This is a genomic window from Sagittula marina (genome assembly GCF_014196795.1).
Taxonomy (GTDB): domain Bacteria; phylum Pseudomonadota; class Alphaproteobacteria; order Rhodobacterales; family Rhodobacteraceae; genus Sagittula; species Sagittula marina.
In genome coordinates this window covers 678,084-702,663 of the sequence record NZ_JACIEJ010000001.1, presented here as the reverse complement: position 1 = coordinate 702,663, position 24,580 = coordinate 678,084, and the positions used below count along the sequence as shown (strand labels likewise).

20 protein-coding genes are annotated in these 24,580 nt (G+C 61.7%); 16 read left to right on the top strand and 4 right to left on the bottom strand.

Annotated elements, in window-relative coordinates:
- Positions 1 to 270: 270 nt before the first annotated feature.
- The 4 genes from GGQ68_RS03365 to GGQ68_RS03350 form a co-directional block, all read right to left on the bottom strand.
- Positions 271 to 2,256: an alpha/beta fold hydrolase gene (locus GGQ68_RS03365; protein WP_183962973.1), complete on the bottom strand. Its 1,986-nt coding sequence runs from the start codon at positions 2,254 to 2,256 to the stop codon at positions 271 to 273.
- Between the two features lie 45 nt (positions 2,257 to 2,301).
- A complete protein-coding gene (locus tag GGQ68_RS03360; RefSeq protein WP_183962972.1) occupies positions 2,302 to 4,341 on the bottom strand; it encodes an alpha/beta fold hydrolase in 2,040 nt (679 codons plus the stop codon).
- 25 nt (positions 4,342 to 4,366) lie between these two features.
- Positions 4,367 to 4,708 (bottom strand): hypothetical protein, encoded by a 342-nt coding sequence (locus GGQ68_RS03355; RefSeq protein ID WP_183962971.1) that lies wholly within the window; start codon positions 4,706 to 4,708, stop codon positions 4,367 to 4,369.
- Positions 4,709 to 4,819: 111 nt separating this feature from the next.
- Positions 4,820 to 5,290: an SH3 domain-containing protein gene (locus GGQ68_RS03350; RefSeq protein ID WP_183962970.1), complete on the bottom strand. Its 471-nt coding sequence runs from the start codon at positions 5,288 to 5,290 to the stop codon at positions 4,820 to 4,822.
- 954 nt (positions 5,291 to 6,244) lie between these two features.
- Between GGQ68_RS03350 and GGQ68_RS24815 the strand changes: the two genes are divergently transcribed.
- From GGQ68_RS24815 to GGQ68_RS03270, 16 genes are all read left to right on the top strand, one after another.
- Positions 6,245 to 7,021, top strand: a complete 777-nt coding sequence (locus GGQ68_RS24815) for an AraC family transcriptional regulator (RefSeq protein ID WP_183962969.1) — start codon at positions 6,245 to 6,247, stop codon at positions 7,019 to 7,021.
- Between the two features lie 488 nt (positions 7,022 to 7,509).
- Positions 7,510 to 7,845, top strand: a complete 336-nt coding sequence (locus GGQ68_RS03340; protein ID WP_183962968.1) for a hypothetical protein — start codon at positions 7,510 to 7,512, stop codon at positions 7,843 to 7,845.
- A gap of 369 nt (positions 7,846 to 8,214) precedes the next feature.
- Positions 8,215 to 9,492 carry a flavin-containing monooxygenase gene (locus tag GGQ68_RS03335; protein ID WP_183962967.1) on the top strand — a complete coding sequence of 426 codons (1,278 nt, stop codon included), beginning with the start codon at positions 8,215 to 8,217 and terminating at the stop codon, positions 9,490 to 9,492.
- Between the two features lie 16 nt (positions 9,493 to 9,508).
- Positions 9,509 to 9,925 (top strand): RidA family protein, encoded by a 417-nt coding sequence (locus tag GGQ68_RS03330; protein ID WP_183962966.1) that lies wholly within the window; start codon positions 9,509 to 9,511, stop codon positions 9,923 to 9,925.
- Between the two features lie 4 nt (positions 9,926 to 9,929).
- Positions 9,930 to 10,604, top strand: coding sequence for a DUF1028 domain-containing protein (locus GGQ68_RS03325; RefSeq protein WP_183962965.1), 675 nt, complete (start codon positions 9,930 to 9,932; stop codon positions 10,602 to 10,604).
- A 12-nt stretch (positions 10,605 to 10,616) separates the two neighbouring features.
- A complete protein-coding gene (locus GGQ68_RS03320) occupies positions 10,617 to 12,101 on the top strand; it encodes an aldehyde dehydrogenase (RefSeq protein ID WP_183962964.1) in 1,485 nt (494 codons plus the stop codon).
- Between the two features lie 88 nt (positions 12,102 to 12,189).
- Positions 12,190 to 13,128 carry a LysR family transcriptional regulator gene (locus GGQ68_RS03315; RefSeq protein WP_183962963.1) on the top strand — a complete coding sequence of 313 codons (939 nt, stop codon included), beginning with the start codon at positions 12,190 to 12,192 and terminating at the stop codon, positions 13,126 to 13,128.
- 167 nt (positions 13,129 to 13,295) lie between these two features.
- Complete coding sequence (locus GGQ68_RS03310; RefSeq protein WP_183962962.1) at positions 13,296 to 15,365, top strand: oxidoreductase; 2,070 nt, start codon at positions 13,296 to 13,298, stop codon at positions 15,363 to 15,365.
- A gap of 46 nt (positions 15,366 to 15,411) precedes the next feature.
- Complete coding sequence (locus GGQ68_RS03305) at positions 15,412 to 16,491, top strand: ABC transporter ATP-binding protein (RefSeq protein ID WP_425502943.1); 1,080 nt, start codon at positions 15,412 to 15,414, stop codon at positions 16,489 to 16,491.
- A complete protein-coding gene (locus GGQ68_RS03300) occupies positions 16,488 to 17,372 on the top strand; it encodes an ABC transporter permease (protein ID WP_183962960.1) in 885 nt (294 codons plus the stop codon). Before GGQ68_RS03305 ends, GGQ68_RS03300 begins: the two co-directional genes overlap by 4 nt.
- Positions 17,372 to 18,178, top strand: a complete 807-nt coding sequence (locus tag GGQ68_RS03295) for an ABC transporter permease (RefSeq protein WP_183962959.1) — start codon at positions 17,372 to 17,374, stop codon at positions 18,176 to 18,178. The genes GGQ68_RS03300 and GGQ68_RS03295 overlap by 1 nt, the downstream gene beginning before the upstream one ends.
- A 45-nt stretch (positions 18,179 to 18,223) precedes the next feature.
- The gene (locus GGQ68_RS03290; protein WP_183962958.1) at positions 18,224 to 19,243 is read left to right on the top strand and encodes an extracellular solute-binding protein; all 1,020 of its coding nucleotides are present in this window, start codon (positions 18,224 to 18,226) and stop codon (positions 19,241 to 19,243) included.
- Between the two features lie 62 nt (positions 19,244 to 19,305).
- Positions 19,306 to 20,931, top strand: a complete 1,626-nt coding sequence (locus tag GGQ68_RS03285) for a GMC family oxidoreductase (protein WP_183962957.1) — start codon at positions 19,306 to 19,308, stop codon at positions 20,929 to 20,931.
- The gene (locus GGQ68_RS03280) at positions 20,921 to 22,591 is read left to right on the top strand and encodes an amidohydrolase (protein ID WP_183962956.1); all 1,671 of its coding nucleotides are present in this window, start codon (positions 20,921 to 20,923) and stop codon (positions 22,589 to 22,591) included. The genes GGQ68_RS03285 and GGQ68_RS03280 overlap by 11 nt, the downstream gene beginning before the upstream one ends.
- The gene (argE, locus tag GGQ68_RS03275; RefSeq protein WP_183962955.1) at positions 22,588 to 23,742 is read left to right on the top strand and encodes an acetylornithine deacetylase; all 1,155 of its coding nucleotides are present in this window, start codon (positions 22,588 to 22,590) and stop codon (positions 23,740 to 23,742) included. The genes GGQ68_RS03280 and argE overlap by 4 nt, the downstream gene beginning before the upstream one ends.
- A gap of 315 nt (positions 23,743 to 24,057) precedes the next feature.
- Positions 24,058 to 24,561 (top strand): hypothetical protein, encoded by a 504-nt coding sequence (locus tag GGQ68_RS03270; RefSeq protein WP_183962954.1) that lies wholly within the window; start codon positions 24,058 to 24,060, stop codon positions 24,559 to 24,561.
- Positions 24,562 to 24,580: the final 19 nt, after the last annotated feature.

Here is a 24,580-nt window from a genome sequence, read left to right as displayed (position 1 = left end):
GCTCAACCGCTACACCGCTCTTGGCATACCTATCACCGAGGCCGCAGGATAAGTCTGTCCGGGGATTGGGGAAGTGCGTTCAGGCCTCAATTTGCGCAACAAAGCTCCATCAATGGACCGTCGGCGCGCACAGAAGTTGACGACAGCCTTAGCCCAAGCCGACGAGCAGACCATGGGTGTCATCTGGACGATGTCGCCAGGCATCACGCTGACGCGAACTGGCGCATTGTATCGCAACCCTTTTGCGACCTTCTTAAAAGCCGCTTCTCGCTAGTTCGCGTCTGTCTCCTCGACCCAAGGCGCAATGTAAAAAGGCGGCACGGCTGTTGCCTTGACGCAGGAATCGTCCAGCACCCGCGTCGGATCGTTGAAGAAAGCCGCCGTCATGTCGCCGACGCAATCGGCGTAGGCAAGCGCACCGTGCCCGGCTTCGGCAATGAAGAAATGCTGCGCGTTGGTCAGGCCGCGAGTCGCTTCCTCGGCCCAGCTGGCCGCCGTCTGCGTATCCCAGCCCGATCCGATGGAGACCGTCGGAATGTCGCTTTCGACGACCTCGTGCCAATTGTCCCGTTCGACATTTTCAAAGGCTTCACAGACCATGAAAACGCCCATCCCGGCATCATTAAAATAGGACGACACATCATAGGGTTGTTCAGCGGTGACCTTCTGGTAGCCGTCGTACGTGTTGTAGGGCACGTCCTCCTGGCAGGCGTAAAGCAACAGGTCGATCCAGTTTTCCTGGAAGTCGAGCGTACGAGACCGGACCGTCGTGGCCGCATAATCAAAGACCGCCGCGATCTCATCCTCTGTCATGGCCTCGAGAAGCGAGAGAAGGCGCGACAGGTGTGGGCCTTCGAAATGCGTCTGCACGAAATCCGAGAGGCGGTCGCGCGTGCGCGCACCAAGGCGTAGAGCGGCGTAGTCCTGTAGCGCTGCCCGCGCGGCGTCGCTGGTCGTGACCGTCTCTGGAAGAGCCGCCGAAAGCTCTGCGTCGAACAGGCCGGGCATGGGCCCAAGCGCGCGGTCGCGATGGAGTTGTCGGCGAAGGTCGGCCACAGCGATGCCAAGCGCGTCGGTGGCCTTGCCGATGATCTCCGCATCCCCGAGCGCGAGCCGCAGCAACTGCGCCTGCTGCTCGGTCAGGTCGTCCTTGCGCGCAGCCATCACGGCGACGGCATCGGTCGGCGGCACGGACCAGTTCCAGTCATTGACCACCATGTCGATGGTCGGTCCGTCTTCGCCGCGCGAGAGTTCATAGATCATCGCCGGGATGTAGGGCGTGAGCGAGCCAAGGTGATGACGGTTATTCCGTTCGATGAAGAAACTGATGACGACCTGCGGCGGGACCTGCTCTCCATCGAACATGATGTCTCCGGCGGTGGACCGTGCGATTACATCCGTCAGCACGGTGCCGAGATCAGGGTAAGCCGCGTCACAGGCGGGCTCTGCCGCGCAGTCCTGCACCAGCCGCTCCATCGATTCCGCAAGCGGCAAGGCGAGCGTTTCATAGAGACGGACCCAGGGTGGTGCGACGCCGTCGATCACCACAGAACGGATGCCCTCAGGAGCGACCCGCATCGTTTCCAGCGTCAGTTTCGTACCATAGGAAATCCCATAGAGGTTCCATGCGTCATAGCCGATCGCGGTCAGGATGGTCGGCACGTCCAGCGCGTTCTGCCGCGTGTTGTAAGCCGTCAGGTCGGTGCCGCCCGCCCCGATCTCCGCGATGCAGTCGCGCAGGAATTGCGCGACGACGGGATTGCCATTTTCATCGGCCTCAAACGGCATTGCACCCTCGACCGCGACATCCGCAATATTAGCCGTGATCTCATCATAGCAGGACACGCTGGCAGATGAGATCCCAGCCGCGCGCTGATCGAAAATGATCACGTCCCGTGTGGCACGAAACGGCGCAAAGGCCTCGGCCATGAAGCTCAGCCCGTGATCGAGGTTGCCGATGCCGGGACCGCCGTGCAGGTAGACCAAGGGATCATCAGCGGGGTAGGACGTCTCCGCCCGCAATATCGCGAAGGCAAGGTCCACCGTCTGCCCGTTGTCGGGATCGTCATGGTCTTCGGGCACTGTCACCGTCCCGCAGATGATGGTCTCGCCGACGATCTCGGGAGTGGCCAGCGGCCCAAGGCAGTTCGTGACCTCCACCGGCGCGCCTTCCCCCTGGGCGAGGCGCGCGTCGAAATAGGCCCCGTCCGGTTCCGGCGCCGTCAGCGCCAGCAGCATCGCGAAGATTTCTTCCATGTGGTGTTCTCCTTGAAAAAGCTGCCTAGCGGAAACTGTAAAGCGTCATTCCCGATCCTCGCCGTCGCCAAGGACCAGCTCGTAGGCCACATCGAAGGGGATGCGGTAATAATCGTCCTGCGCGCAGCTGACGTCCGGCCGGGTCATCGGATCGTCGAGGAAAGCCGCAGCGATCGCACCGGCGCAGCCATCGGGACTGCGCGAGGCGATCACGTGGCCCTCGGACGACCAGACATGCAGGATGCTGTTCGGCAGCGTTTCGGCCACGAGCTCGCCCTGGGTCACAGGCGTCTGGCTGTCCATCCCTTCTGAAAAGATCAGCACGGGGGTATCGCTTTGCACCGGCGCGGTAATTTCGGTCTGGGTGAAGGGAGAGGGGAGCAATCCACAAGCCGCGTACATGACCCTGTAGGTGTCGACTGATTGCACGCCAATGCCGGGGTATGGCGTCCGTGCGACGAACTCCTCTGCGACTTCGGGCGGGAAAAAGCCCACATCCTCGGCGCAATTGACCGCGTTCAGCATCCCCATGGCCACGCCGGGCACGCCGCTCCGTTCGCCGACACCGCTCATTCGTTCGGCAATGTCCTGGATCGTCCAGAAGGTCTCGCGCACCTGTTGCCTGTCCATTGCGTTGGCCAATGCATTGACGGTTACGACAGTGCCCGGGCTGAGATGTGCATCGGCAAATTCGACAAGTGCCGAGGCGTCGGTCGGCTGCAGCGGAACGAGGCTGAGTTCCACGAGATCCCGGATCACCTTTGCCTGCGTTTCTCCTTCATGAAGGCGTGCATTCAACTCTCCGACAACCGCACCGAGCCAGTCGGCGCTGAGCGAACCGCTTTCGGTCGCCAGTGACGCTTCGGCCAATTGCAGGATCAGATTGACGGACGGCGCGATCAAACTGTCGTCGGGTTTGAACACATCGGTCGCATCTGGCGATGCGCAGACCTGAAGTTGGTCCGGCAGGGTGCCGCGGCCCATGATGTCGCGCAGGTAATCCGTGTTCCTGTCCTCCAGCGCCTGGATCAGCATCGGCACAAAGGCCGCCGCTCCGCCGCGCCCGGCCCCGTTGTTGAACACGCCCAGCCGGTTGAAGAACGACACGTCGATGCGGTCTTCCACGACGAATCCCCCGTTTCGAAAGAAATCGCTGCCGACCAGCGGCGGGTCGAGCACAAGAGGGTCGGTTGAGAGTTCCTCCAGCAAGGCGATAAAGCGCGCGCGTAGGTCGGGAAACCGCTTGGCGCAGAAGGCGTCGGCGGCGCAGAGCTCAAAGATCGTGTCGTACTGTGTCTGAAGCTTGGAAGACGTATGGGCGTTCCCGGGCTCGGACACCGACACGGTCCCGTCCATGATCGCGGCGCGCAGCCGTTGCGGCGTAGTCCTGAGCGCGTGCTGCGCCAACCGCGTGCCGTAACTCGTGCCGTAGACATTGTAGCTTCCGCCGTAGCCCATTGCGTCGGCCAGCATCGCGATGTCCTTTGCGCTGGCGACAGAGTTGTATTGGCCCAGGTCGACGCCGACACTCGCGTAGCTCATCCCGCAGACAGCCACGATGAACGACATGGCGCCGCGGCCTTCCACGATCTCTTCCAGATCGGCGATGTTCACTTCGTCGAACATCTCGCCCACGACACCGATACCGGCAAAGAACGGCCCGCAGGCCAAGACCTGCGAATGCCCGGTGCCGCGTTGGTCAAAGGCGATCACATCCCGCCGCTGTCGCATCGCCTGCATGTTCTGAAACAGGGTCGGGTTCGCCGCGAATTCGTGCAGACCCGAAGAGCCGGGCCCGCCCGCGAGGTAGATGACGGGGTCGGACCGAGGCGATAGCGTTGTGGCGCGGAGCCGCATCGCGGCGATCTCGATCGTCCGCCCGCCATCGGTCTCGTGGTTCTCTGGCACGACGACGATCCCGCAATCGTAGGTCTCGCCTTCGACTTCGCCGTCATGGGGCAGCAGGATGGGGCAAGGCGTCGGCTCGAAGGCACCGACCTCCTGCGCTTGCGACGGGGCGGCGGCCAGGGCGGCCAGTATGGCAAGAAGCGGGGACGCCCTGAATGTCAGTGAGTTGGTGGTCATGCCGCGGCTCCCTGCCTTTTCATGTTCAGAACGTGATCGTACCCGACCCGATGTCGACACCACCGTAGGTCGCGCTGGCCGGCGTGCCGTCGCTGCCGTAGCGGACCGTAGCATTGCCGCCGGCGCCGCTGGTGCAGACAAGTGGCTGAAGTTCAGTTCCGTTCGGGCTTGGCGCGCGGTAGACGGCGGAGCAGAAACCGGCCGCCGTTGTAACGCCCAAGGCGTAATTCCCGTCATCTCGAAGCCGGATCGTGCCGGATGAAGTTCCGCCCGTGCTGTTGGCGCCGGTTCCGACAGACGTACCGGCAGTATCGCAACCGCCAAGCAGCAGCGCCACAGGAAGAGCGAATATCATAATCAGTTTCATTTGTTTTCTCCTTCGAAGGTCTGGTTGACTGATCGCAGCGCATCACATCTCTTCCGGCAGATCGGTTGCGGCCGTTCTTCCCCGGCATGTTCGGCCAAGACCCCAAAGACCTCAGAGGCCCTGTTCCAGGCGGTAAGCGGCTACGGCCTCTGCCGCGCGGACCGACTGTGCCGGGGTACATGATGATCCGGCGGTGATGAGTTTGCCCGCGGGATTGAAAAGCATCCCGCATCCCGACGCGTAATTGATCTCGAACTCCCCTGTCGTTCGGCGAAAAAGTTCGGGCACGTCCCCTGCAGGCTGAGGCGGGCGCTGTTGCGGCGCTTGCGCTGTGTTCGGTGCCGCGCCCTCTGCGATGAAGCTGGCGCTGACCCAGCCGCGCAGGCGTCCATCGGGGCTTTCGACCTGGCACCAGCGCGCCTGCCCCCGGCCCTGGCAGCCGAGGTTGCGCAACTGTACACCATTGCCGACCTGCCCAAGGATCGCTTTGTCCGTCGACGGGCCCGCGCGGACGTTCAGCCTGTCCCCTGCGGAGACGCCTTGCACGACATACCAGTCCGGCCCGCCGGCGTCGCCCTGCAAAGTCCGGCTGCTCTGTCGTCGCCGGCGCCACTGCGCCCGTGATCGCGATGTCGAGTGTGTAATTCGCGGTTTCGTTGCGCCGGGCCGCATTGCGCATGAGGAACACCTGCACCCGATATTCGCCAGAGCGTGGCAGTATGCCGTCGAAATGGTCACCGGAGCTTGACCCGATAAAGATGGCGGACTCCGCGCCGGGGGGCCAGACGTTGAAGTAGTTCGACGGGTTCGACGTGTGCAGATCGATGCGCATCTGCTGACCGCCGCTGGCGCTCAGGAAATAATCCACGGATTCGTAGCCGACGATGGTGTCGCTGTAGCTTGCTCCGGACGTTCCGGCGGCAAAGCTGACGTCCACCCGTCGGACCGGGTCCTGCGCCAGTGCGGCCGAACCGAAGAATAGGCCCCCAGCCAAACTGACCGCAACAATTCCCCTGATGAGATTGCGCATCTTCGCCTCCTTTGAATGCGACGCCTCGACATCGGACCAAGGGGCGCGCCGGAACCATTTTCCTTTGGCACATGATGGAACATTCCCGGCCATGTTTCGCAGCAACTCAACCTATAACCCGAAACGTCACCTTACCAATCGTTCAAGTTGTGTATATCCGAATTGCGAGGTGGGTTATCCGAAATGCGGCTGCCTCAGGTCTTAGGGTGCAACGGTACAATTTCATACGATGGACGTGCAGCAGCGCACCGTCCGTGGTATTGTCTAAATTGCGCAAGAACGTCGTATGGAGGCTTTCGGACGCCTTGCCCAAGGAAACAGGCATCAGATATTCTGCGGCGGAGTGGCGAAGTGCCCATCCGCGCGACGACGGGTATCGACAGCTTTTGGTAAGCGATCCGATCGACTTTGCGCTCGTGCCGGACATAGTTGCGAAGCTTTCGGTCGCCACCGCTATTCTGCCCGTCTCCGGGGCTCGGCTGCATCACATCACGTCAAGCGGGCACATGATCGAGGCCGAGGATACGACCAGCCTGTCCATCATGATGCCAATCGTCGGCGCTCTCAAGGTGGAAGCGGGTAATGCCGAGATCAGGCTGGTTGCCGGAGAAAGCCTTACCCTGCGACCGTCGCGCCGCCGAACACAGGTCGCCGGATCGGGTGGCGCGCCATTCGAGGCCATCATGTTCAAGGTTCCGGCAAACGTCTTCGAGACCATGGACGGTCAGGCGTTCGGCTGCCGGCGTAACGACTTTGCCGCCGTCGAGAACACGTCGAAGGCGACTGGCCCCTTGCGTGATTTCCTGCGGTACCTTGTAGGCGACCTCGCATCGCCGGATTCGCTTCTCAATAAAGGCTCGGCCGGCGCAACAGCCGAAGCCCTGCTGTGGGAGCACTTCCGCGCCTTCCTGGCCAAGACTGACTCTACAAAACAACCGGTTGTCCAATCTTCGCCGTCGCTAATGCGCTTGGTGTGGGCGGCAATCGATTTCATGCGGGCGCATTATGCCGACACGATCACTGTCTCTGACATTGCTGCCGCCGTCGGCACAAGCCCAAGGAACCTTCAGGACGCGTTTCGGAGTTGCGGCAATCGGACTCCGGTTGCAGTGTTGAGTGCGATCCGGATGGAAAACGTGCGGCTCGACCTGATGACGTCGGACCCGTCGCTATCGGTTACCCACATTGCCATGGATTGCGGGTTCACCCACATGGGACGCTTCGCAAAGGCCTACCGGGACATATACGGCGAGACTCCTTCGCAGACGCTGCGAAAGCGCTGAAGATACCGGACTGCCCCACATTTGCGATGTTGGAGGGTCACGAATACCGGTACCCAGAAAAACTCCAAAGCCGGTCCCGGCATGGGTGCTGATGAGGTGCGAAACAGTCCCAAACGGTGGACGAAATCAGTTAAGCAAGAAGATCGGCTTGGCCATCACTGCAAAGAAGCAACCACATGGGTTGCTTCATCTCGCACCGAACAGTTTCGTTACGCTGCACCGCAGCTTTTGCAAGTCGGAACAAAGGTCGCTGCGGGCCGCGAGCGACGTTGAACTGCCTGTCTGCATTTAAGCGAGCGTAATCCGTTTCCTACAGGTCCCTGCCTAAGCAGGACACACTCCAATCTCTGCAGCAGATCGATGTGTCTGGCGGGGTCGCTCCTTACCGATAACTGCACACAGTGGTCGGCCATTCTCCCGCTCGTCGTCGAAGAAATTCTTCAGGTCATCCTCCAAATAGCAAACCATGGAACCGACGCGTCGAGTTGTTGCGCGAAACTTTGCAGCACTGTCATTTCCCAGCGACTGGTGGTCTGGGTCGGCTCGACACGCTGGAGTTCCATGTCGCGGCACAGCTTTGCGAGAGTTTCGGCCTTTTGCTAACGAGAAGCCCCAAAGCCAGCCGAGCAGAAACGACCGAACGACCGAACGACCGAACGACCGAACGACCGAACGACCGAACGACCGAACGACAATGGCTTGAGGCCGGTGCCTCTGGCTATGACATTCTGCGCAACGGGCCAGAGCTGCGACGCGATATCGCCAATCTCTGCCGCGAACTCTTCAAGAACGGCATCGCCCCTCTCGTCTTCAACGGCGAGTAGCGCATTAGAGCTACTTCGGGCAAGGTGTAAGTCGCCTTGAAACCCGCGAGGTTCTATTTTCACTTACTGTTCGATTGGAAAGCCTTTTATTTCGAACGCATTGGGCAGGAGCACGATCACTGGGGCGCGCCCCGCATGACAGCAGATGCGTCTATGAAAATCGTGTGGAAAAGTGTGCAGGACGGCGAAAGGCAACGCACTGAAGCGAGTTCCCTCACACTTCGAACGGCTGGCCAATACGTATGGCTGAAACGATAAGACTTAAGCTCAGCCTAAGCCAAGATCAGTATTTCCGTGCTTTCTTCCGAACCCACCTGCATCAACACTCTCCCGGAACAGCCCATCGAGGCGTGACGCTGGAGGTTCCGAATGTCGATTGAAACAACCGAAGTGCTTGTCGTTGGCGCGGGTCAGGCCGGGGTGGCCATGAGCGAACATCTGGGCAAGGCTGGCATCCCGCACATCGTCCTCGAACGCAGCAGGATCGCCGAACGGTGGCGCTCGGAACGGTGGGATTCGCTCAGGGCGAACGGTCCCGCTTGGCATGACCGGTTTCCGGGGCTGGAATTCAGCCGCAGTGGCCCCGATGCCTTTCCCGGCAAGGAAGAAGTGGCAGCCTATTTCGAGGAATACGCAAGACAGATCAATGCGCCCATCCGCTGCGGCGTGACCGTCGAGGAGGTGCGCCGCCACGAAGGACGGCCCGGCTTTCGCGTGACAACATCGCAAGGCGAGATTGACGCGCGATGTGTTGTGGCGGCCACCGGCCCATTCCAGAAACCGATCGTGCCCGACCTGGTCCCCGAGACTCCCGGGATCACACAGATGCATTCCACCGCCTACCGCAACCCCGGCCAACTCGCCGAGGGTGCAGTGCTGGTCGTGGGCGCGGGGTCGTCAGGCACACAGATTGCCGAAGAACTGATGCGCTCGGGACGCCAAGTATATTTGTCGGTCGGCCCGCATCATCGCCCGCCGCGCAGCTATCGCGGGCGCGATTTCTGCTGGTGGCTGGGTGTGCTGAACAAGTGGGACACCGAAGCGACCCCCGGCGTCGAGCACACCACCATCGCAGTCAGCGGTGCAAACGGTGGCCACACCATCGACTTTCGTCGTTTGGCCCATGGCGGCATGACCCTTGTCGGGCGCACGCAAACTTGTGACTCTGGTGTCATCGGCTTTGCGTCAGACCTTGTGACCAACATTGCTGCGGGTGACGCGAATTACCTTTCCTTGCTGGACGAAGCCGACGCCTTTGTCGAACGCAATGGGCTGGATTTGCCTGAAGAGCCGGACGCGCGCCGGATGGAGGAAGACCCCGCCTGCCTGAAGGATCCTCTGACCAGCCTCGACCTGGCCAAGGCCAACGTGACGACGATCATCTGGGCGACCGGCTTCGTTGCAGACTACAGCTGGCTTCAGGTCGACGCGGTGGACGACAACGGCCGCCCGGACCATCAACGCGGCGTCTCGGCCGAACCTGGCGTCTATTTTCTTGGCCTTCCGTGGCAGACGCGCCGAGGGTCGTCGTTCATCTGGGGCGTCTGGTGTGATGCGCGATACATCACCGAGCACATTGTAAAGCAGCGCGGCTACCTCGCCTATCGAGGTCCAGCCGATGCGCAGCAAGAAACCGAACACGCCTGACTGGCAGGAGACAGCCATGACTCATACCCGCATTCGCAAGTTCAACACGCGCGAGACCTACCCCGAGCAAAGCCTCGACAACGACCTGTGCCAAGCCGTCGTCACGCAGGGCGGCAAGACTGTCTGGCTGCGGGGCCAGTGCCCGCAGGACCTCGACACCGCAAAAAACATCGACAGCCACGATCCCGTCGAGCAAACCCACAAGGTCATGCAGAACATTCAGCAACTGATCGAGGAAGCCGGCGGCACCATGGAGCATCTGGTGAAGGTGGTGGTCTACATCACGGACGTGCGCCACCGCGAGGCAGTGTATCGCACCATGGGCGAATACATCAAAGGCGTGCATCCGGTCTCGACCGGGCTTGTCGTGCAGGCCCTCGCCCGCCCCGATTGGCTGGTCGAGATCGACGGCACCGCCGTTATTCCGGAGTAAGCGCATGACCTTTAGCCTCGTCGCCCGCTGCCCTGAGACGGGCATGTTTGGCACCGCGATCTCCTCCTCCTCCCCTGCCGTTGCCGCCCGCTGTGCGTATGCGCGGGCCGGTGTCGGCGCCGTCTCCAGCCAGAATATCACCGACCCGACGCTGGGACCGCTGGCGCTGGACCTGATGGAAAGCGGCCTGCCCGCGCCAAAAGCCATCGCAGAAATCAAGGCGCGTGGCACGTTCATCGCATATCGGCAGGTGCTTGCGGTGGACGCGCAGGGTCGCACCGCGATCCATTCAGGACCCAACTCCCTGGGTATCTGGACCGAAGCGCAGGCCCGGAATGTGGCGTCCGGTGGCAACCTTCTGGCCAACGACAGCGTCCCGCAGGCCATCGTTGACGGCTACCTGTCAGCCAGCGGCCATATCGGCGACCGGCTGATTGCGGCGATGCAGGCCGGTCTGGCCGCCGGGGGTGAGGCCGGACCGGTGCATTCGGCCGGCATGTTGATCGTGGACAAGATGAGCTGGCCGCTGGCGGAACTGCGCTGCGACTGGACCGAGGCCTGCCCCATCGCAGACATCGCTCGCGCCTGGGAGGTCTACAAGCCGCAGATGGAGGCCTACGTGCAGCGCGCGCTGGACCCGCGTGAGGCGCCCTCCTACGGCGTGCCCGGCGACGAATAACAAGGATAGCCCATGACCTTCACATACGAAGATTGGAAAGCACGGGCCGCGGCTCTGCGCTTTCGCAACGATTTATTCATCGACGGCAAGTTCACCCCGGCGGCCACCCGTCAGCGGTTTGAAACGGTAAATCCAGGGAGCGGGGCTGTGCTGACCGACGTCGCGCGCGGTGGCGGAGAGGATATCGACCGCGCGGTTACAGCGGCCCGCCGCGCCTTTGACGATGGTCGCTGGTCCCGCAAGAGCCCCGCCGAGCGCAAGGAGGTGCTTTTGCACCTCGCCGCCCTGATCCGACAGAACGTGCCCGAGCTGGCGCTTTTGGATACGCTCGACATGGGCAAGGTGATCGCCGACAGCTCCACCGTGGACGCGCCCGGATCAGCGCATTTCTTCCAATGGCATGCCGAGGCGATCGACAAGCTTTATGACGAAATCGCCCCGACCGGCGGCCGCGATCTGGCAATGATCCGGCGGATGCCGCTGGGTGTCATCGGCGCGGTGGTGCCGTGGAATTTCCCACTGGATATGGCGACCTGGAAACTGGCCCCTGCCCTTGCCACCGGCAACTCCGTCGTCCTCAAACCGGCGGAGCAGTCCCCACTGTCCGCCCTGATGCTGGCAGAACTGGCCAGCGAAGCCGGTCTGCCAGACGGTGTCCTGAACGTCGTCACGGGCTTTGGTGAGGACGCGGGCCAGGCGCTGGGGCGTCATCCGGATGTCGATTGTCTTGTCTTCACCGGTTCCACCGCTGTCGGCAAGATGTTCCAGCGCTACGCTGGCGAAAGCAACATGAAGGCCGTTTGGCCTGAAACCGGTGGAAAAAGCCCGAACCTGATCTTTGCCGATGCCGACCTTGACCAAGCGGCGGAAATGGCGGCTTTCGGGATTTTCTATAACCAGGGTGAGGTTTGTTCGGCAAACTCCCGGATGCTGGTGCACGCCTCGGTCAAGGACGAGATGATCGACCGGATGCGCGCGCAGGCTGCCAAGGTCGTGCTGGGCGATCCGTTGGACCCCGCGTCGACCATGGGGTCATTGGTGGATCGCGCCCACGCGGACCGTGTCATGTCCTTCGTTGAGGCTGGCAAGCAAACCGCGCGACTGGTCTGCGGTGGCGAGCGGGTCACGCACATGGGCTCCGACGCCTACGTCCAGCCCACCATCTTTGACGATGTGGCGCCCGACGACCCGCTGGCGCGAGAGGAGATCTTTGGCCCCGTGCTCACGGTGCAGACCTTCGAGGACGACGCCGAGGCCGTACGCATGGCGAACGACACTGTCTACGGGCTGGCCGCCTCGGTCTGGACACGGGACCTGTCCCGTGCGCTGGACGTCAGCGAGAAGCTCGTGGCGGGGACGGTATCGGTCAACACGGTCGATGCCCTGTCGACCTACACGCCCTTCGGCGGGGTAAAGCAGTCCGGATATGGCCGGGACCTGTCTCTTCATGCGTTCGACAAGTATTCGGCCCTGAAGACGACCTGGATTAAATTCTGAAACCCGATGTCCGGCAGGCGCTGAGCCTTGACCGGATATCACCAAGGCCTTAGCCAAAGCCTATCCGATCTTCTGGAAAGGCTTTGGCATGCCCTTACGATTTACACTCCGACAGCTCGAATACTTCGTCGCGGTTGGCGAAGAGGGGTCGATCGCCCAAGCGGCCGGCAAGGTGAACGTCTCTTCTCCGTCAATCTCCACGGCCATCGCGCAGATGGAACAGGAGTTCGGCCTGAAGCTTTTTGCCCGCAAACATGCACATGGCCTGACCCTTAGCCAAGCCGGGCGGCAGTTCATGGAACGGGCGAGGTCAGTGCTGGCAGAGGCCGAAAAGCTGAACACGCTGGCACAGGACATTACCGGCCGGGTGCACGGACCACTGAACGTCGGATGTCTGCTGACCTTTGCACAGATCGTGCTGCCGCACCTGCGGCGCAGCTTTATCTCGCGGTTTCCGGATGTGGAATTTCACCAGTTCGAACGCGATCAGGGGTCGATCTTCGATGGCCTGCGGAACGCCGAGCTGGATATTGCGCTGACCTACGATCTGGATGTTCCGCCGGACATGGAGTTCGTGCCACTTTTCAACCTGCCGCCCTATGCGTTGCTGCCCGACACCCATGACTTTGCCCAGCGCAAAACCCTTGCGGTCGAGGAGCTGGCCGACCACCCGATGGTGCTGCTCGACCTGCCGCATTCCGCTCCTTACTTCCTGTCGTTTTTCGCGCAGGCTGGGGTGCGTCCGAATATCGTCGAACGCACGCGCGACATGGAGGTGATGCGCTCTCTGGTGGCGAACGGCTTCGGGTATTCCATAGCCAATATTCGCCACACTTCGGAACGCGCAGCCGATGGGAAGCTGTTGCGATTCGTGCCGCTATCGGGCGAGCTGCGCCCGCTCCAACTCGGGCTGTTGCTGGCTGGAGGATCGAAAAGCAGCCTGACGGTTCGCGCATTGATCGATCACTGCAAGGAGAACCTGACGCCCGTCATGACACCGGGGTTAAAGGTGCCGACACCGACTTAAAATTAGGCACTTAGATCGCCAATGAGGCGGTGTGCGAACTGGCCTTGAGTTAGGGCAATCCTTACTCAAGATTACTGAAAGCGTTATTTAACTTAATCGAAGTTTCCTCAACCCTGCCTGCATTCCCGCCAGCTTTTTGGCGAGCACCAGACAGGGAAGTGTTCCAATTGCGTGATCCCCGCTACGATATACTTTTCACGCCGATGCAGATCGGCCCCGTCACTGCGAAGAACCGGTTCTACCAGGTGCCGCACTGCAATGGTGGCGGCTATCGCGACCCCTCGGCGGCGGCTGCGATGCGCGGCATCAAGTCCGAAGGCGGCTGGGGGGTTATCTTTACCGAACAATGCGAAATGCATCACACGTCGGAAATCACGCCGTTCATCGAACTGAGGCTGTGGGAAGACAAGGACATTCCGATGCTGGCCAAAATGGCCGACCGGATGAAGGAACACGGCGCGCTGGCCGGGATCCAACTGGCCTACTCGGGGATCAATGGCCCGAACCTTTATACCAAAGAGGTGCCTCTTGCGCCCTCCGCCCTGCCGATCCGCACCTTCACGAACGATCCGGTTCAGGCGCGCGCGATGGACAAGCAGGATATTCGCGACCTCCGCCGCTGGTTCGTGAATGCGGCCAAGCGGTCTCAGATGGCCGGGTTCGACCTGATCTGTCTTTACGGCGCGCATGGTTTTGGCATCTTTCAGCACTTCCTGTCGCGCGCCACAAACCAGCGCGATGATGAATACGGCGGCAGCCTCGAAAACCGTTCCCGCTTTGCCCGCGAGGTGATTGAGGACATGCGAGAGGCCGTCGGCGAGGAAATGGCCCTGACCTTGCGCGTCAGCCTTGACGAGACCATCGGCGAGCTGGGGTTTTCCAACGCCGAGGTCCGCGATTTCATCGAGATGAACCGCGACTTGCCTGACCTTTGGGACCTCGCGCAGGGCACGTGGGAAGATTGCTCCGGCCCGTCTCGTTTCAAGGAAGAAGCAGCGCAAGAGACCCTGGTGCGCGGCATCAAGGAACTATCCGACAAGCCCGTCGTCGGCGTCGGGCGTTTCACCTCGCCTGATGTCATGGCCAAGATGGTGAAGTCCGGCACGCTGGATTTCATCGGCTGTGCGCGTCCCTCGATTGCCGATCCTTTCCTGCCCAAAAAGATCGAAGAGGGCCGGATCGAGGACATTCGAGAGTGCATCGGCTGCAACATCTGCATCACCGGCGACATGACAATGTCGATCAGCCGCTGCACCCAAAACCCGACCTTCATGGAGGAATGGCGCAAGGGCTGGCACCCGGAAAAGATGAACGCAAAGGGGGCGAGTTCCAACGTGCTGGTCGTCGGGGCCGGCCCAGCGGGCCTTGAGGCCGCACGGGCTCTGGCCGAGCGGGGCTATGACGTGGCCCTGGCCGAGGCCGGCACCGAACTGGGCGGCCGCGTCGCGCGGGAACGCCATCTTCCGGGGTTGTCGGCCTGGGGGCGTGTGGCGGATTACCGTCAGTACCAGTTGAGCCAGAAGACGAACGTCGAAACCTATTTCGACAGCCGCCTGACAGCCGATGAAATCCTCGAATTCGGTTTTGAGAACATCGCTGTGGCCACCGGCAGCCACTGGCGGCGCGATGGCGTGGCGCGGCAGCACGTGGTGCCGATGCCGATCGACGCCGCGATGCCCCTGTTCACGCCGGATGACATCATGGGCGGGCAGCGCCCGACGGGCCATGTGGTGATCTTCGACGATGACCATTACTACATGGGTGGCGTCCTGGCAGAACTGCTGGTGAAAGAAGGCTGCAAGGTCACGCTGATCACCCCGTCGGCCTTCGTCTCGGACTGGACCAACAACACGCTGGAACAGGCGACGATCCACAGGCGGCTGGCCGAAATGGGGGTCGAGATCGTGCTGAACCGTGGTGTGACACGGATTCGCGCGGATCACGTGCAATCCAACTGCGTCTTTACCGACATGACCCGCGACTTTGCCTGCGACGCCCTCGTCATGGTGGCCGCGCGACAGGGGGACGACGCGCTTTACCGCGACCTGAAGGCACGGGAAGCCGACTGGGCCGACGCAGGCATCCGCAGTGTGACGCTCTTTGGCGACGCCGAAGCGCCCGGCCCTATCGCCTGGGCCACATATGCGGGTCATCGCTACGCCCGTGAGCTGGACCAGCCGGACATCGGCGATGCCCTGCCGTTCCGACGCGAAATTACAGAACTGGCCGTGGACTGACGACAGGGATCCGGGCCGGACCGGCCTGACAAGGAAAGGCACAGATTTGGAAACGCGCAATAAAGCAGTGGAGATCCGGCAGGTCTCGAAGACCTTCGGGCGTCATCAGGCGCTGGAAACGGTGTCCTTTGACATCCGTGACAACGAGTTCTTCACTCTGCTGGGTCCGTCGGGCTGCGGGAAAACGACGCTCTTACGCATGATCGCCGGCTTTGAGGAACCGACAACAGGCCAAATCCTGCTGCACGGTCAGAGCATCCAGTCGCTGCCGCCGCACCGCCGCCGCGTGAACACCGTGTTCCAGAACTACGCCCTGTTCCCGCATATGACGCTGGAGCAGAACATTGCCTACGGGTTGGAAAACCTCGGCTGGGAGAAAAAGCGCCGTCAGGACCGCACCGCCGAGATGCTTGAGCTGGTGCACATGACCGCTTTCGCGCTCCGCAAACCTGCGCAGCTGTCGGGCGGCCAGCGCCAGCGGATCGCCCTGGCCCGCGCTCTGGCGCCGGAACCGGAAGTTCTGCTGCTGGACGAACCACTCTCTGCGCTGGACCTGAAACTACGCCAGGCGATGCGCGAGGAACTGCGCCAGTTGCAACGCAAGACCGGGCTGACCTTCGTTTTCGTGACACACGACCAGGAGGAGGCGCTGGACATGTCCGACCGCATCTGTGTGCTGGGGGATGGGCGCATCCAGCAGATCGGCACGCCGCGCGACATCTATGAAGATCCCGCCAACCGCTTCGTCGCCAATTTCATCGGTGAGACGAACTTCTTCGACGTCGAGATCCTGTCCCTGGACGATACCACCGCCCGCGTGCGCACGCCCATGGGGATCGAGATGACGGCCGGACACCGCAACCTTGAACGCGGCCAGAAAGAGGCGACCCTGTCCCTGCGGCCCGAAAAGATCGGGCTCGATGATCAGGCCGGCGGAGAGATCGTCACCGGCACCGTCACCGGCGTGAATTATCTGGGCGGCTTCACTCATTATGTTGTGCGCGTCGGCGAGGCTGATTTGCGGGTCTCGCGCCGAAACGCGGCCGGGCGTCCGACCACGCTGGTCGAAGGCAGCAAAGTCCGGCTGGGCCTGCAGGCGGAAGCGGCAAGGATCCTTGGCACATGAAAGATTTCCGCTTTTGGGGGCTGTTGCCCGCGCATCTGTTGATGATGTGCACGCTGATCGTGCCGATCCTGATCATCATCGCCGTCAGCGTGTCGACACGCGGCGCCTACGGCGGATTCGAGTTCGAGTTTTCCACCGACGCCTATCGCCAGATCCTGTTCAACGAAGGCTGGTCCGGCGAGATGGAGTTCAATCCGCAGTACCTCTTTATCATCGCCCGCACGGCGGTCCTTGCGGGGCTTGCCACGCTGATCTGCATGGTGCTTGCCTTTCCCGTCGCCTATTGGATCACGCTGCAGAGCGCTCAGATGCGCACGTTGCTGTTGTTCATGGTCACGCTGCCTTTCTGGGTGTCGATGATCGTCCGGGTCTACGCCTGGCTGATCATCCTTGGAAACGACGGCGTAATCGAAAGCGCATTGCGTGCCACCGGCCTGGTAGAGGACATGGACACGCTGTTGTTCAACAACGGCGCGATGCTGGTGGGCATGGTCTACAGCTACATTCCGCTGATGATCCTGCCTGTCTACGCCTCGATTGAAAAGCTCGACCGGGCTCTGATCGAGGCCAGCCACGACCTTTACGGCAGCCGCATGACCACGCTGCGCCGGGTGATCCTGCCACTGTGCTGGCCGGGCCTTGGCGCCGGTGCGATCCTCGTCTTCGTCCCCTGTCTCGGAACGGTGCTGGAGCCGATCCTGCTGGGCGGTGGCAAGATCATGATGATGGGCAACCTTATCCAGATGCAGTTCGGTGGAGCCCGCAATTGGCCTTTCGGGGCGGCGATCGCGATCACCCTGATGTGCCTGGTGATGGGCGTGCTGATCGTCAACGGCCTGCGCGCGATGCGCCAAGCCCAGCTCAAGGCGGAGTCAATCTGATGGCGTTCAAACACAATGTAAGGCAGTATCGCGGGCTTGGCCCCTTTACCGTCGTGTTCTTTGCATGGCTCTACCTGCCCATCGCGGTCGTGATCTTCTACTCCTTCAACGAGAACCGCCTTGTTTCGGTCTGGTCTGGCTTTTCGCTCAAATGGTATGCAGAGGCCTTGTCGAACCGAAACCTGATGAACGCGGTTCAGACGTCGTTGTCGGTCGCTGCGATCGCCACGATTTGTGCGACAGGCATCGCGCTGATGGCGGCACTCGTGCTGGTGCGGGGGCGCAACGTGAAATACCGCCGCGTCTCCGAGACCATCGTGAACCTGCCGTTGCTGCTGCCTGAGATCGTACTGTCCGTTGCAGTGCTGATCCTGTTTTCCCAGGTCGGGCTTGCGAACGGATTTCTAAAGCTGGTGATCGGTCACACGACTTTTTGCACGCCTTTCGCCTTCCTGCCCATCCGCGCCCGGCTCCAGGGCATGGACTCCGACTTCGAGGACGCCTCGGCTGATCTTTATGCAAATCGGTGGACAACATTTCGGCGCGTGACCCTGCCGCTGATCGCGCCCGGTGTCTTTGCGGGAGCAATGCTGGCCTTTGTCATTTCGATGGACGACTTCATTACGTCGAACATGCTGAACTCCGGCGGTTCGACCACGCTACCCGTCTACATCTTTGGCCTGATCCGCCAGGGCACGACGCCCGAACTGAATGCAATCTCCACCCTGATCATCCTTGTTTCGCTGATCGTTGCAGCCCTGGCCCTGTTCATTCAGGCGCGCGGCGCGACAACCAACACGCACTAAACAACCAAAGTCCGGACAACCGGACAGAACCAACAGGAGAGACCGATGAAAACCATGTTCAAAACAACCGTCGCCGCCGGTGCGTTGCTTGCCAGCGCCGCTCATGCCGAAGGTGATCTCAACATCTACGCGTGGTCTGACAGCATCGCGCCGGAGCTTATCACGGCCTTCGCCGACGAATACGACGTGAATGTCAGCGTCGATGGCTTCAACTCCAACGAGGATCTGCTGACCAAGTTGCAGGCAGGCACCTCGGGCTACGATCTTGTCACGCCCTCACAGCACTTCTTGAAGATCATGGCAGACCAGGGCCTGCTGGAAGACATTTCCGCAAGCGAGATGCCCGCGTTCGCGCAGGTCGCGGACCAGTGGCGCGGCCAGTGGTGGGACCCCGACAGCGCCTATTCGATCCCGCTGGCCTATGGGACCGCCGGCTTCAGTGTAAACCGGGACCAATACGATGGGGCCGTGGACAGCTGGTCCGCCTTCTTTGAACCCGACGACAAGTTGGCGGGCAAAATCGCAAGCCTGAACTACCCCGACGAGGTGATCGGTGCCGCGCAACTTTATCTGGGCGTGGAGTTTTGTTCGGAAGACGCGACCGAGATGAAGAAAGTCTACGATCTGCTGGCCGCACAAAAGCCGGACGTCGCGGTCTATGCCAGTGACAACATCGAAAACCGCCTTGGGTCCGGCGAGGTTGCGGCGCATTTCTGGTGGGACGGCAACTCCATGCGGACCCGAATGGACGGCGCGCCAGTGGAATTCGCTATGCCGAAAGAGGGTCTTGTGGGCTGGATCGATTCCATGGTGGTCCCCGCGGGCGCGGCCAATGTGGACAATGCCAAGGCCTTCATGAACTTCATCTCGGAGCCCGAGAACGCCACGATTCAGTACAATTATTACGCCCACTCCTCGCCGGTGCAGCTGGTGATGGAGGACGCGAAATACACGCCTGAGAACGCGCCGGAGCTGTTCCCCGACGTGCCAGTCGAATTTTCGCGCACCTGCTCCCCGGCGGCGCAGGATCTTGTGACAAAGGTCTGGACGCAGCTGCTGCAATAAAGCCACGCGGGAGGGCCGTGACCTGGCCCTCCCGCCTCTTCTTTCTATCGCGAAGGTGCCCCATGTCCGAAGATCACAGCTATGACTACATCATTGTGGGCGCGGGATCGTCTGGATGCGTGCTGGCCAACCGCTTGAGCGCGGACCCGGCCATCAGGGTCTGCGTCGTCGAGGCCGGGGGTGGCAGCGACAGTGACATCCGCGTGCGTGTGCCGGCGGGGATCCTGTCGCTCTACGGCGATTCCAAATTTGACTATGGCTACACCAGCGTGCCGCAACCTTGCCTGAACGACCGTCGCATTCCCATGAACCGTGGCAAGGGGCTTGGCGGGTCAAGCTTGATCAATTCCATGATCTATATCCGCGGACATGCCCGCGACTACGATGATTGGGCGCGGCTGGGTTGCACCGGCTGGGGTTGGGATGACGTGCTGCCGGTGTTCAAGGATCTGGAGCGCAACGTAAACGGCCAGGATCCGGCATTTCACGGCACGCATGGAGAGCTGTTGGTGGACCGTCCCCGGGATCCCAACCCCGTCTCGCACAAGTTCGTCGCCGCCGCGAGAGAGGCCGGCCTCCCGGAAAACACCGATTTCAACGGCACCGACCAATACGGCGTGGGCATCTATGACGTCACGCAGGATCGCGGCGGCCGGTTCAATGCATACCGGGCGTTTCTGGCCCCGGTGACCGACCGCGAGAACCTGACAATCCTGACCGGCGCCGAAAGCCGGAAGCTGGCAATTGATGGCCATCGGGTCACCGGCCTCGTGATCCGGCGCGGCGGGCAGGACCAGACGCTGCACTGCCGGGGGGAGGTCGTGCTCAGCGGCGGGTCCATCGGCTCCCCGGCGCTTTTGCTGGCCAGCGGCATCGGCCCCGGTACGGCGCTCAAGGCGTCGGGGCGTCAGGTGAAACACGATTTGCCCGGCGTCGGACAGAACCTTCAGGACCACGTCGACGGCATGATCACCACACGGTCGCGCAGCAACAGCACGCTGGGCCTGTCCGTGCCAAACCTGCACCGCATTCTGGCCGCACCGCTGCGGTATTTCGGGTGGCGCCGCGGGATGCTGACGACGAACTATGTCGAGGCCGGCGGCTTTGCCAAGACGCGATACGCGCAAGGGCGCCCGGATATCCAGTTCCATTTCGTGCCGGGTTACCGCAGTCATCGGGGGCGGGTCGTCGAATATGGCCACGGCTACGCCGTCCACACCTGTGTCCTGCGCCCCCGCAGTCTGGGTGAAATCCGGCCCATAGGCCCGGGTACCGATTTCGAAATGGACCCGAAGTTCCTGAGTGATGACCACGACGCCAACGTTCTCGTCGACGGGATCAGGATCGCCCGCCAGATTCTGGCAGCGTCGTCCTTCGCCGACATTCGCGGGCAAGAGATGCTCCCCGGCGACTCAGTGCGGACAGACGACGAAGTTCTCGCATACCTGAGGGCCGAAGCGCTGACCGTCTATCACCCCGTTGGCACCTGCAAGATGGGCACCGATGACCGGGCCGTCGTGGATCCAAAGGGGCTGCGGGTGGCGGGAATGGCGAACCTGCGGGTAGCCGACGCCTCTGTCATGCCGACGCTGATTGGCGGAAACACCAGCGCGCCGTCCATGATGATCGCCGAACGCGCAGCGCGGGCGATCATTGCCGACCGAAAGGCGCGCGCTCATGCCGCCTGACGCCGCCGACGTGATCATCCAGAATGCGCAACTGCGCACGATGGACCCACAAAACCCGGTGGCAGAGGCGCTGGCGATCCGTGGCAACCGGATTGTCGCCGTCGGGTCCAAGACCGAGATCATGGCCCACGAAGGCCCCGACACGCACGTCATCGACGGCAAAGGCGGCACACTGATGCCGGGCTTTTTCGAAAGCCACCTGCACATCTTGCCTGGCGGCGTTTCACTGGAGCGGTTGAACCTGGCGGACATCTCCGGCGCAGAGGCATTCGAAATCGCGGTTCGGGATTTTGCCAACCGGTATCCGGAGGCCGAACTTCTGATCGCCTTTGGCGCGAACTACACGCTGTTTGGCGATGACACCCGGATCACACGGCGTCATCTTGACGCCGCAATCCCGGATCGGCCCTTTTACATGATCGCTTGCGATTTTCACACGGGCTGGGCCAACACAAAGGCGCTGAAGGCCGCGGGCCTGATGCAGGGGCGCGACCTTGGCCCTGCTTCAGAGGTCGTGATGGACGCAGAGGGGACCGCGACCGGAGAGCTGCGCGAGGCCGCTGCCATGGACTGCATCATGGCGATCAAAACCGCCGGTACGCGAGAGATGCTGGGCATGTCCGGCCTGGAACCGGACAGCGTGACGCAGGCCCAACGCGAAGAGGATATCGCATTCCTCACTGCCGGCATGGAGTATTGTGCCCGGCACGGGATCACCAAGCTGATCAACATGGACGGCAACCGCTACCAGCTGGAGCTTCTGGCCGAGATGGAGCAGCGCGGCACACTGTCGTGCCGGATCGAAGTGCCCTACCGCATTCCAAACAACGCGGACGGCGATCCAATTGGCAAGGCTGTGCAGATGACCCGCGATTTCGCGACCGAAAAGGTGTCTTGCGGGCGGGTCAAGATGTTCATGGACGGCGTCTTTGACAACTGGACAGCGCTGAAGCTGGAAGATTACCCCGACCGCCCCGGCTATCGCGGTGCGCCCATCGTCCCGCCCGCGTTGTTCGAACGCCTCTGTACGCAGGCCGACGCGGCGGGTCTGCAAATCTCGGTTCACGCGGTGGGCAACGGTGCAGTGCGGCACGTGATTGACGGCTATGCCGCCGCACGCGCCGCCAACGGTCCGCGCGACAGCCGCCACCGGATCGAGCATATCGACAACATCCATCCCGATGACATTCCCCGCATGAAGGAGATCGGGGCCGTCGCCTCGATGCAGCCTGTGCATGTGCCCGGCAAAGCGGGGCTTCCGCTCGAACCGACGGTCACGCTGATGGGGCGGGAGAACTGGCCATGGGCGTTCAACTGGCGGGCCATTCATGACGCGGGTGTGCCAATCTGCTTTGCCACCGACTGGCCGATCTCGCCCCTCGACCCGCTTCATGCGATCAATTGTGCCCTGACCCGACAGCCCTGGTCCGACGATTTGCCGGATCCGCGGCTGACGCTGGATGAGTGCTTTGAGGCCTATACGACGCAAGGCGCATATGCTGCCTTCGACGAGGACCGCCTGGGATCACTGACGCCGGGCAAGCTGGCGGATATGGTCCTGCTGGAAGGCGAACTGAGCAGTCTTCACTGCGACGGTAATCTTCAGGTACGCCCCGTTCTGACCATCTGTGACGGCACAATCACCTACGAGGCTTCATGACCACCGAGGACATTCTTGCACAACTAATCGCTTTCCCGACCGTTAGTGCCGACAGCAACTTGCCGCTGATCGACTGGGTCGAAGATTTCCTGCACGCGCGCGGCTTTACGGTGCATCGCGTTATGGATTCCACCGGCCAGAAAGCGGGGCTCTTTGCGGCTCTGGGGCCGTCGGGCCCCGGCGGTGTGATGCTCTCTGCGCACAGCGATGTGGTCCCTGTCACCGGCCAGGACTGGACGCGCGATCCCTTCCGCCTGACGCGCGAGGGCAATCAGCTGTTTGGCCGTGGCACGACCGACATGAAAGGCTTTCTGGCCGCCATGCTGCACTTGGCCGACAGGGCCGCTGGCCAGACGCTGACCGAGCCGCTGAAACTGGCGATTTCCTACGACGAGGAGGTAGGTTGCCGGGGAATCGCACAGATGATGCCGCACTTGGAAGAAACGATTGGCTTGCCGCGGCTGTGCATCGTGGGCGAGCCCACCGGAATGGCGATCGCCCACGGCCACAAAGGCAAAGCGGCCTACCGGGCCACTTGCCACGGAGAAGCCGGTCACTCGGCCATGGCTCCCCGTTTCTCAAATGCCCTGCATCTCGGGGCTGATCTGGTTCGGGCGCTGCGCGACGTGCAGGCCGACCTTTCCGCGACAGGCCCACAGGATCAAGGCTTTGCCACGCCCTGCTCCACCATCCATGTGGGCAAGATGTGGGGCGGCACGGCGCTGAATATCGTTCCGGATCTTTGCACGCTTGAATTCGAGGTCAGGCACTTGGCAACCGACCCGCTGGACCGGATCGAGCAGCGTATTCGCGATGCAGCCCACCATATCGTCGACGCCGCAGGCCCATCCGCCCGCATCGCCATAACGCAAGAGAACCTCTATCCCGGCCTGTCGCTTCCGCCGACCCACCCGGCCATCGCCGCGGTTTCTGCCTGGCTGAACGAAGCCCCGTTGATGAAAGTCGACTACGGCACCGAAGCCGGTCACTTCGACCTGGCCGGGGTTCCCACTCTGGTCTGCGGGCCCGGGCACATGGATCAGGGCCACACCGCAGACGAATTCATCACGACAGACCAGCTGGCCGCCTGTGACGCCATGCTCGCCCGGGTTCTGAATACGTTGCAGGACATGTATCCAAAAATGCAATAGGCGCCCAGAACGGCCAGACAGCGTCCTTTCAAAGGGATATCAAGGCACCACGCTGGATGTTGTGGCATTGGGCCGCGTATCTCGGAGGGGACACGTCTCAGGCATATTTACCGAGTATCGGCGGATTTGACCGCCGAGAGGTATGGGATTTTTCGCAACGAGGACTTGGTGCCAGCCGCCTACTGAGAATGCGCAGAACTTCTTGTCCGAGTTCCGGTAATCCGTGCTGTTTGCCGTCGACACTCGTTTTATCCCATTCGATAGCCCACGCGACGGCCGTATCGGGTCACGGCTCTTCGCGCGCGTGCCGACCTCGTGGCCAGAAACGCCAGCGCCCTGAAGGAGACGGCCCGATACATTGGCGGCAAAGCTATCCGCCGGAGCAGCAAGAATCGTACCAACGACGAATACAACTCGTCCCGAGATTACGGCAGGACGCCGTCCCGCTGCGTCAATAATGGGCCAATCAGCCGTTCGCCGTGGACTTCCCAAGACGAAAACGATGACGCTTTGCGCGCCGGAAAGACGATGCGCATTTTCGAATTCAGCCCCGATCATAGGCATTGCTGGCAACACGCCGTCGATGGCCAAGGTGGTTATGGCAGTCAGCGGCACGTAAAGGCAGAAGCGTTCAATCCGATGCAATCGTCATTTACGCGCTTTTTTATAAAATCGATTTCGGCGGTCGAAGTACGGCTGCTGCCGGTGCGAAGGTTCCAAAGAGGCCTGATGTCTCCATTCCCTCACATCGCAAACGCGATGATGCCGTTTTCCGTATTACAGCAAAGCGGCGCCGCGCAGGTGACACAAGCCATGTGAATCTTGGTCAGGAATACAA

What these genes read in the sequence shown, in the direction of transcription:
- GGQ68_RS03365 (WP_183962973.1), bottom strand. Translation starts at nt 2,256, where the DNA reads ATGGAAGAAATCTTCGCGATGCTGCTGGCGCTGACGGCGCCGGAACCG.
- GGQ68_RS03360 (WP_183962972.1), bottom strand. Translation starts at nt 4,341, where the DNA reads ATGACCACCAACTCACTGACATTCAGGGCGTCCCCGCTTCTTGCCATA.
- GGQ68_RS03355 (WP_183962971.1), bottom strand. Translation starts at nt 4,708, where the DNA reads ATGAAACTGATTATGATATTCGCTCTTCCTGTGGCGCTGCTGCTTGGC.
- GGQ68_RS24815 (WP_183962969.1), top strand. Translation starts at nt 6,245, where the DNA reads ATGATCGAGGCCGAGGATACGACCAGCCTGTCCATCATGATGCCAATC.
- GGQ68_RS03335 (WP_183962967.1), top strand. Translation starts at nt 8,215, where the DNA reads ATGTCGATTGAAACAACCGAAGTGCTTGTCGTTGGCGCGGGTCAGGCC.
- GGQ68_RS03330 (WP_183962966.1), top strand. Translation starts at nt 9,509, where the DNA reads ATGACTCATACCCGCATTCGCAAGTTCAACACGCGCGAGACCTACCCC.
- GGQ68_RS03325 (WP_183962965.1), top strand. Translation starts at nt 9,930, where the DNA reads ATGACCTTTAGCCTCGTCGCCCGCTGCCCTGAGACGGGCATGTTTGGC.
- GGQ68_RS03320 (WP_183962964.1), top strand. Translation starts at nt 10,617, where the DNA reads ATGACCTTCACATACGAAGATTGGAAAGCACGGGCCGCGGCTCTGCGC.
- GGQ68_RS03315 (WP_183962963.1), top strand. Translation starts at nt 12,190, where the DNA reads ATGCCCTTACGATTTACACTCCGACAGCTCGAATACTTCGTCGCGGTT.
- GGQ68_RS03300 (WP_183962960.1), top strand. Translation starts at nt 16,488, where the DNA reads ATGAAAGATTTCCGCTTTTGGGGGCTGTTGCCCGCGCATCTGTTGATG.
- GGQ68_RS03295 (WP_183962959.1), top strand. Translation starts at nt 17,372, where the DNA reads ATGGCGTTCAAACACAATGTAAGGCAGTATCGCGGGCTTGGCCCCTTT.
- GGQ68_RS03290 (WP_183962958.1), top strand. Translation starts at nt 18,224, where the DNA reads ATGAAAACCATGTTCAAAACAACCGTCGCCGCCGGTGCGTTGCTTGCC.
- GGQ68_RS03285 (WP_183962957.1), top strand. Translation starts at nt 19,306, where the DNA reads ATGTCCGAAGATCACAGCTATGACTACATCATTGTGGGCGCGGGATCG.
- GGQ68_RS03280 (WP_183962956.1), top strand. Translation starts at nt 20,921, where the DNA reads ATGCCGCCTGACGCCGCCGACGTGATCATCCAGAATGCGCAACTGCGC.
- argE (WP_183962955.1), top strand. Translation starts at nt 22,588, where the DNA reads ATGACCACCGAGGACATTCTTGCACAACTAATCGCTTTCCCGACCGTT.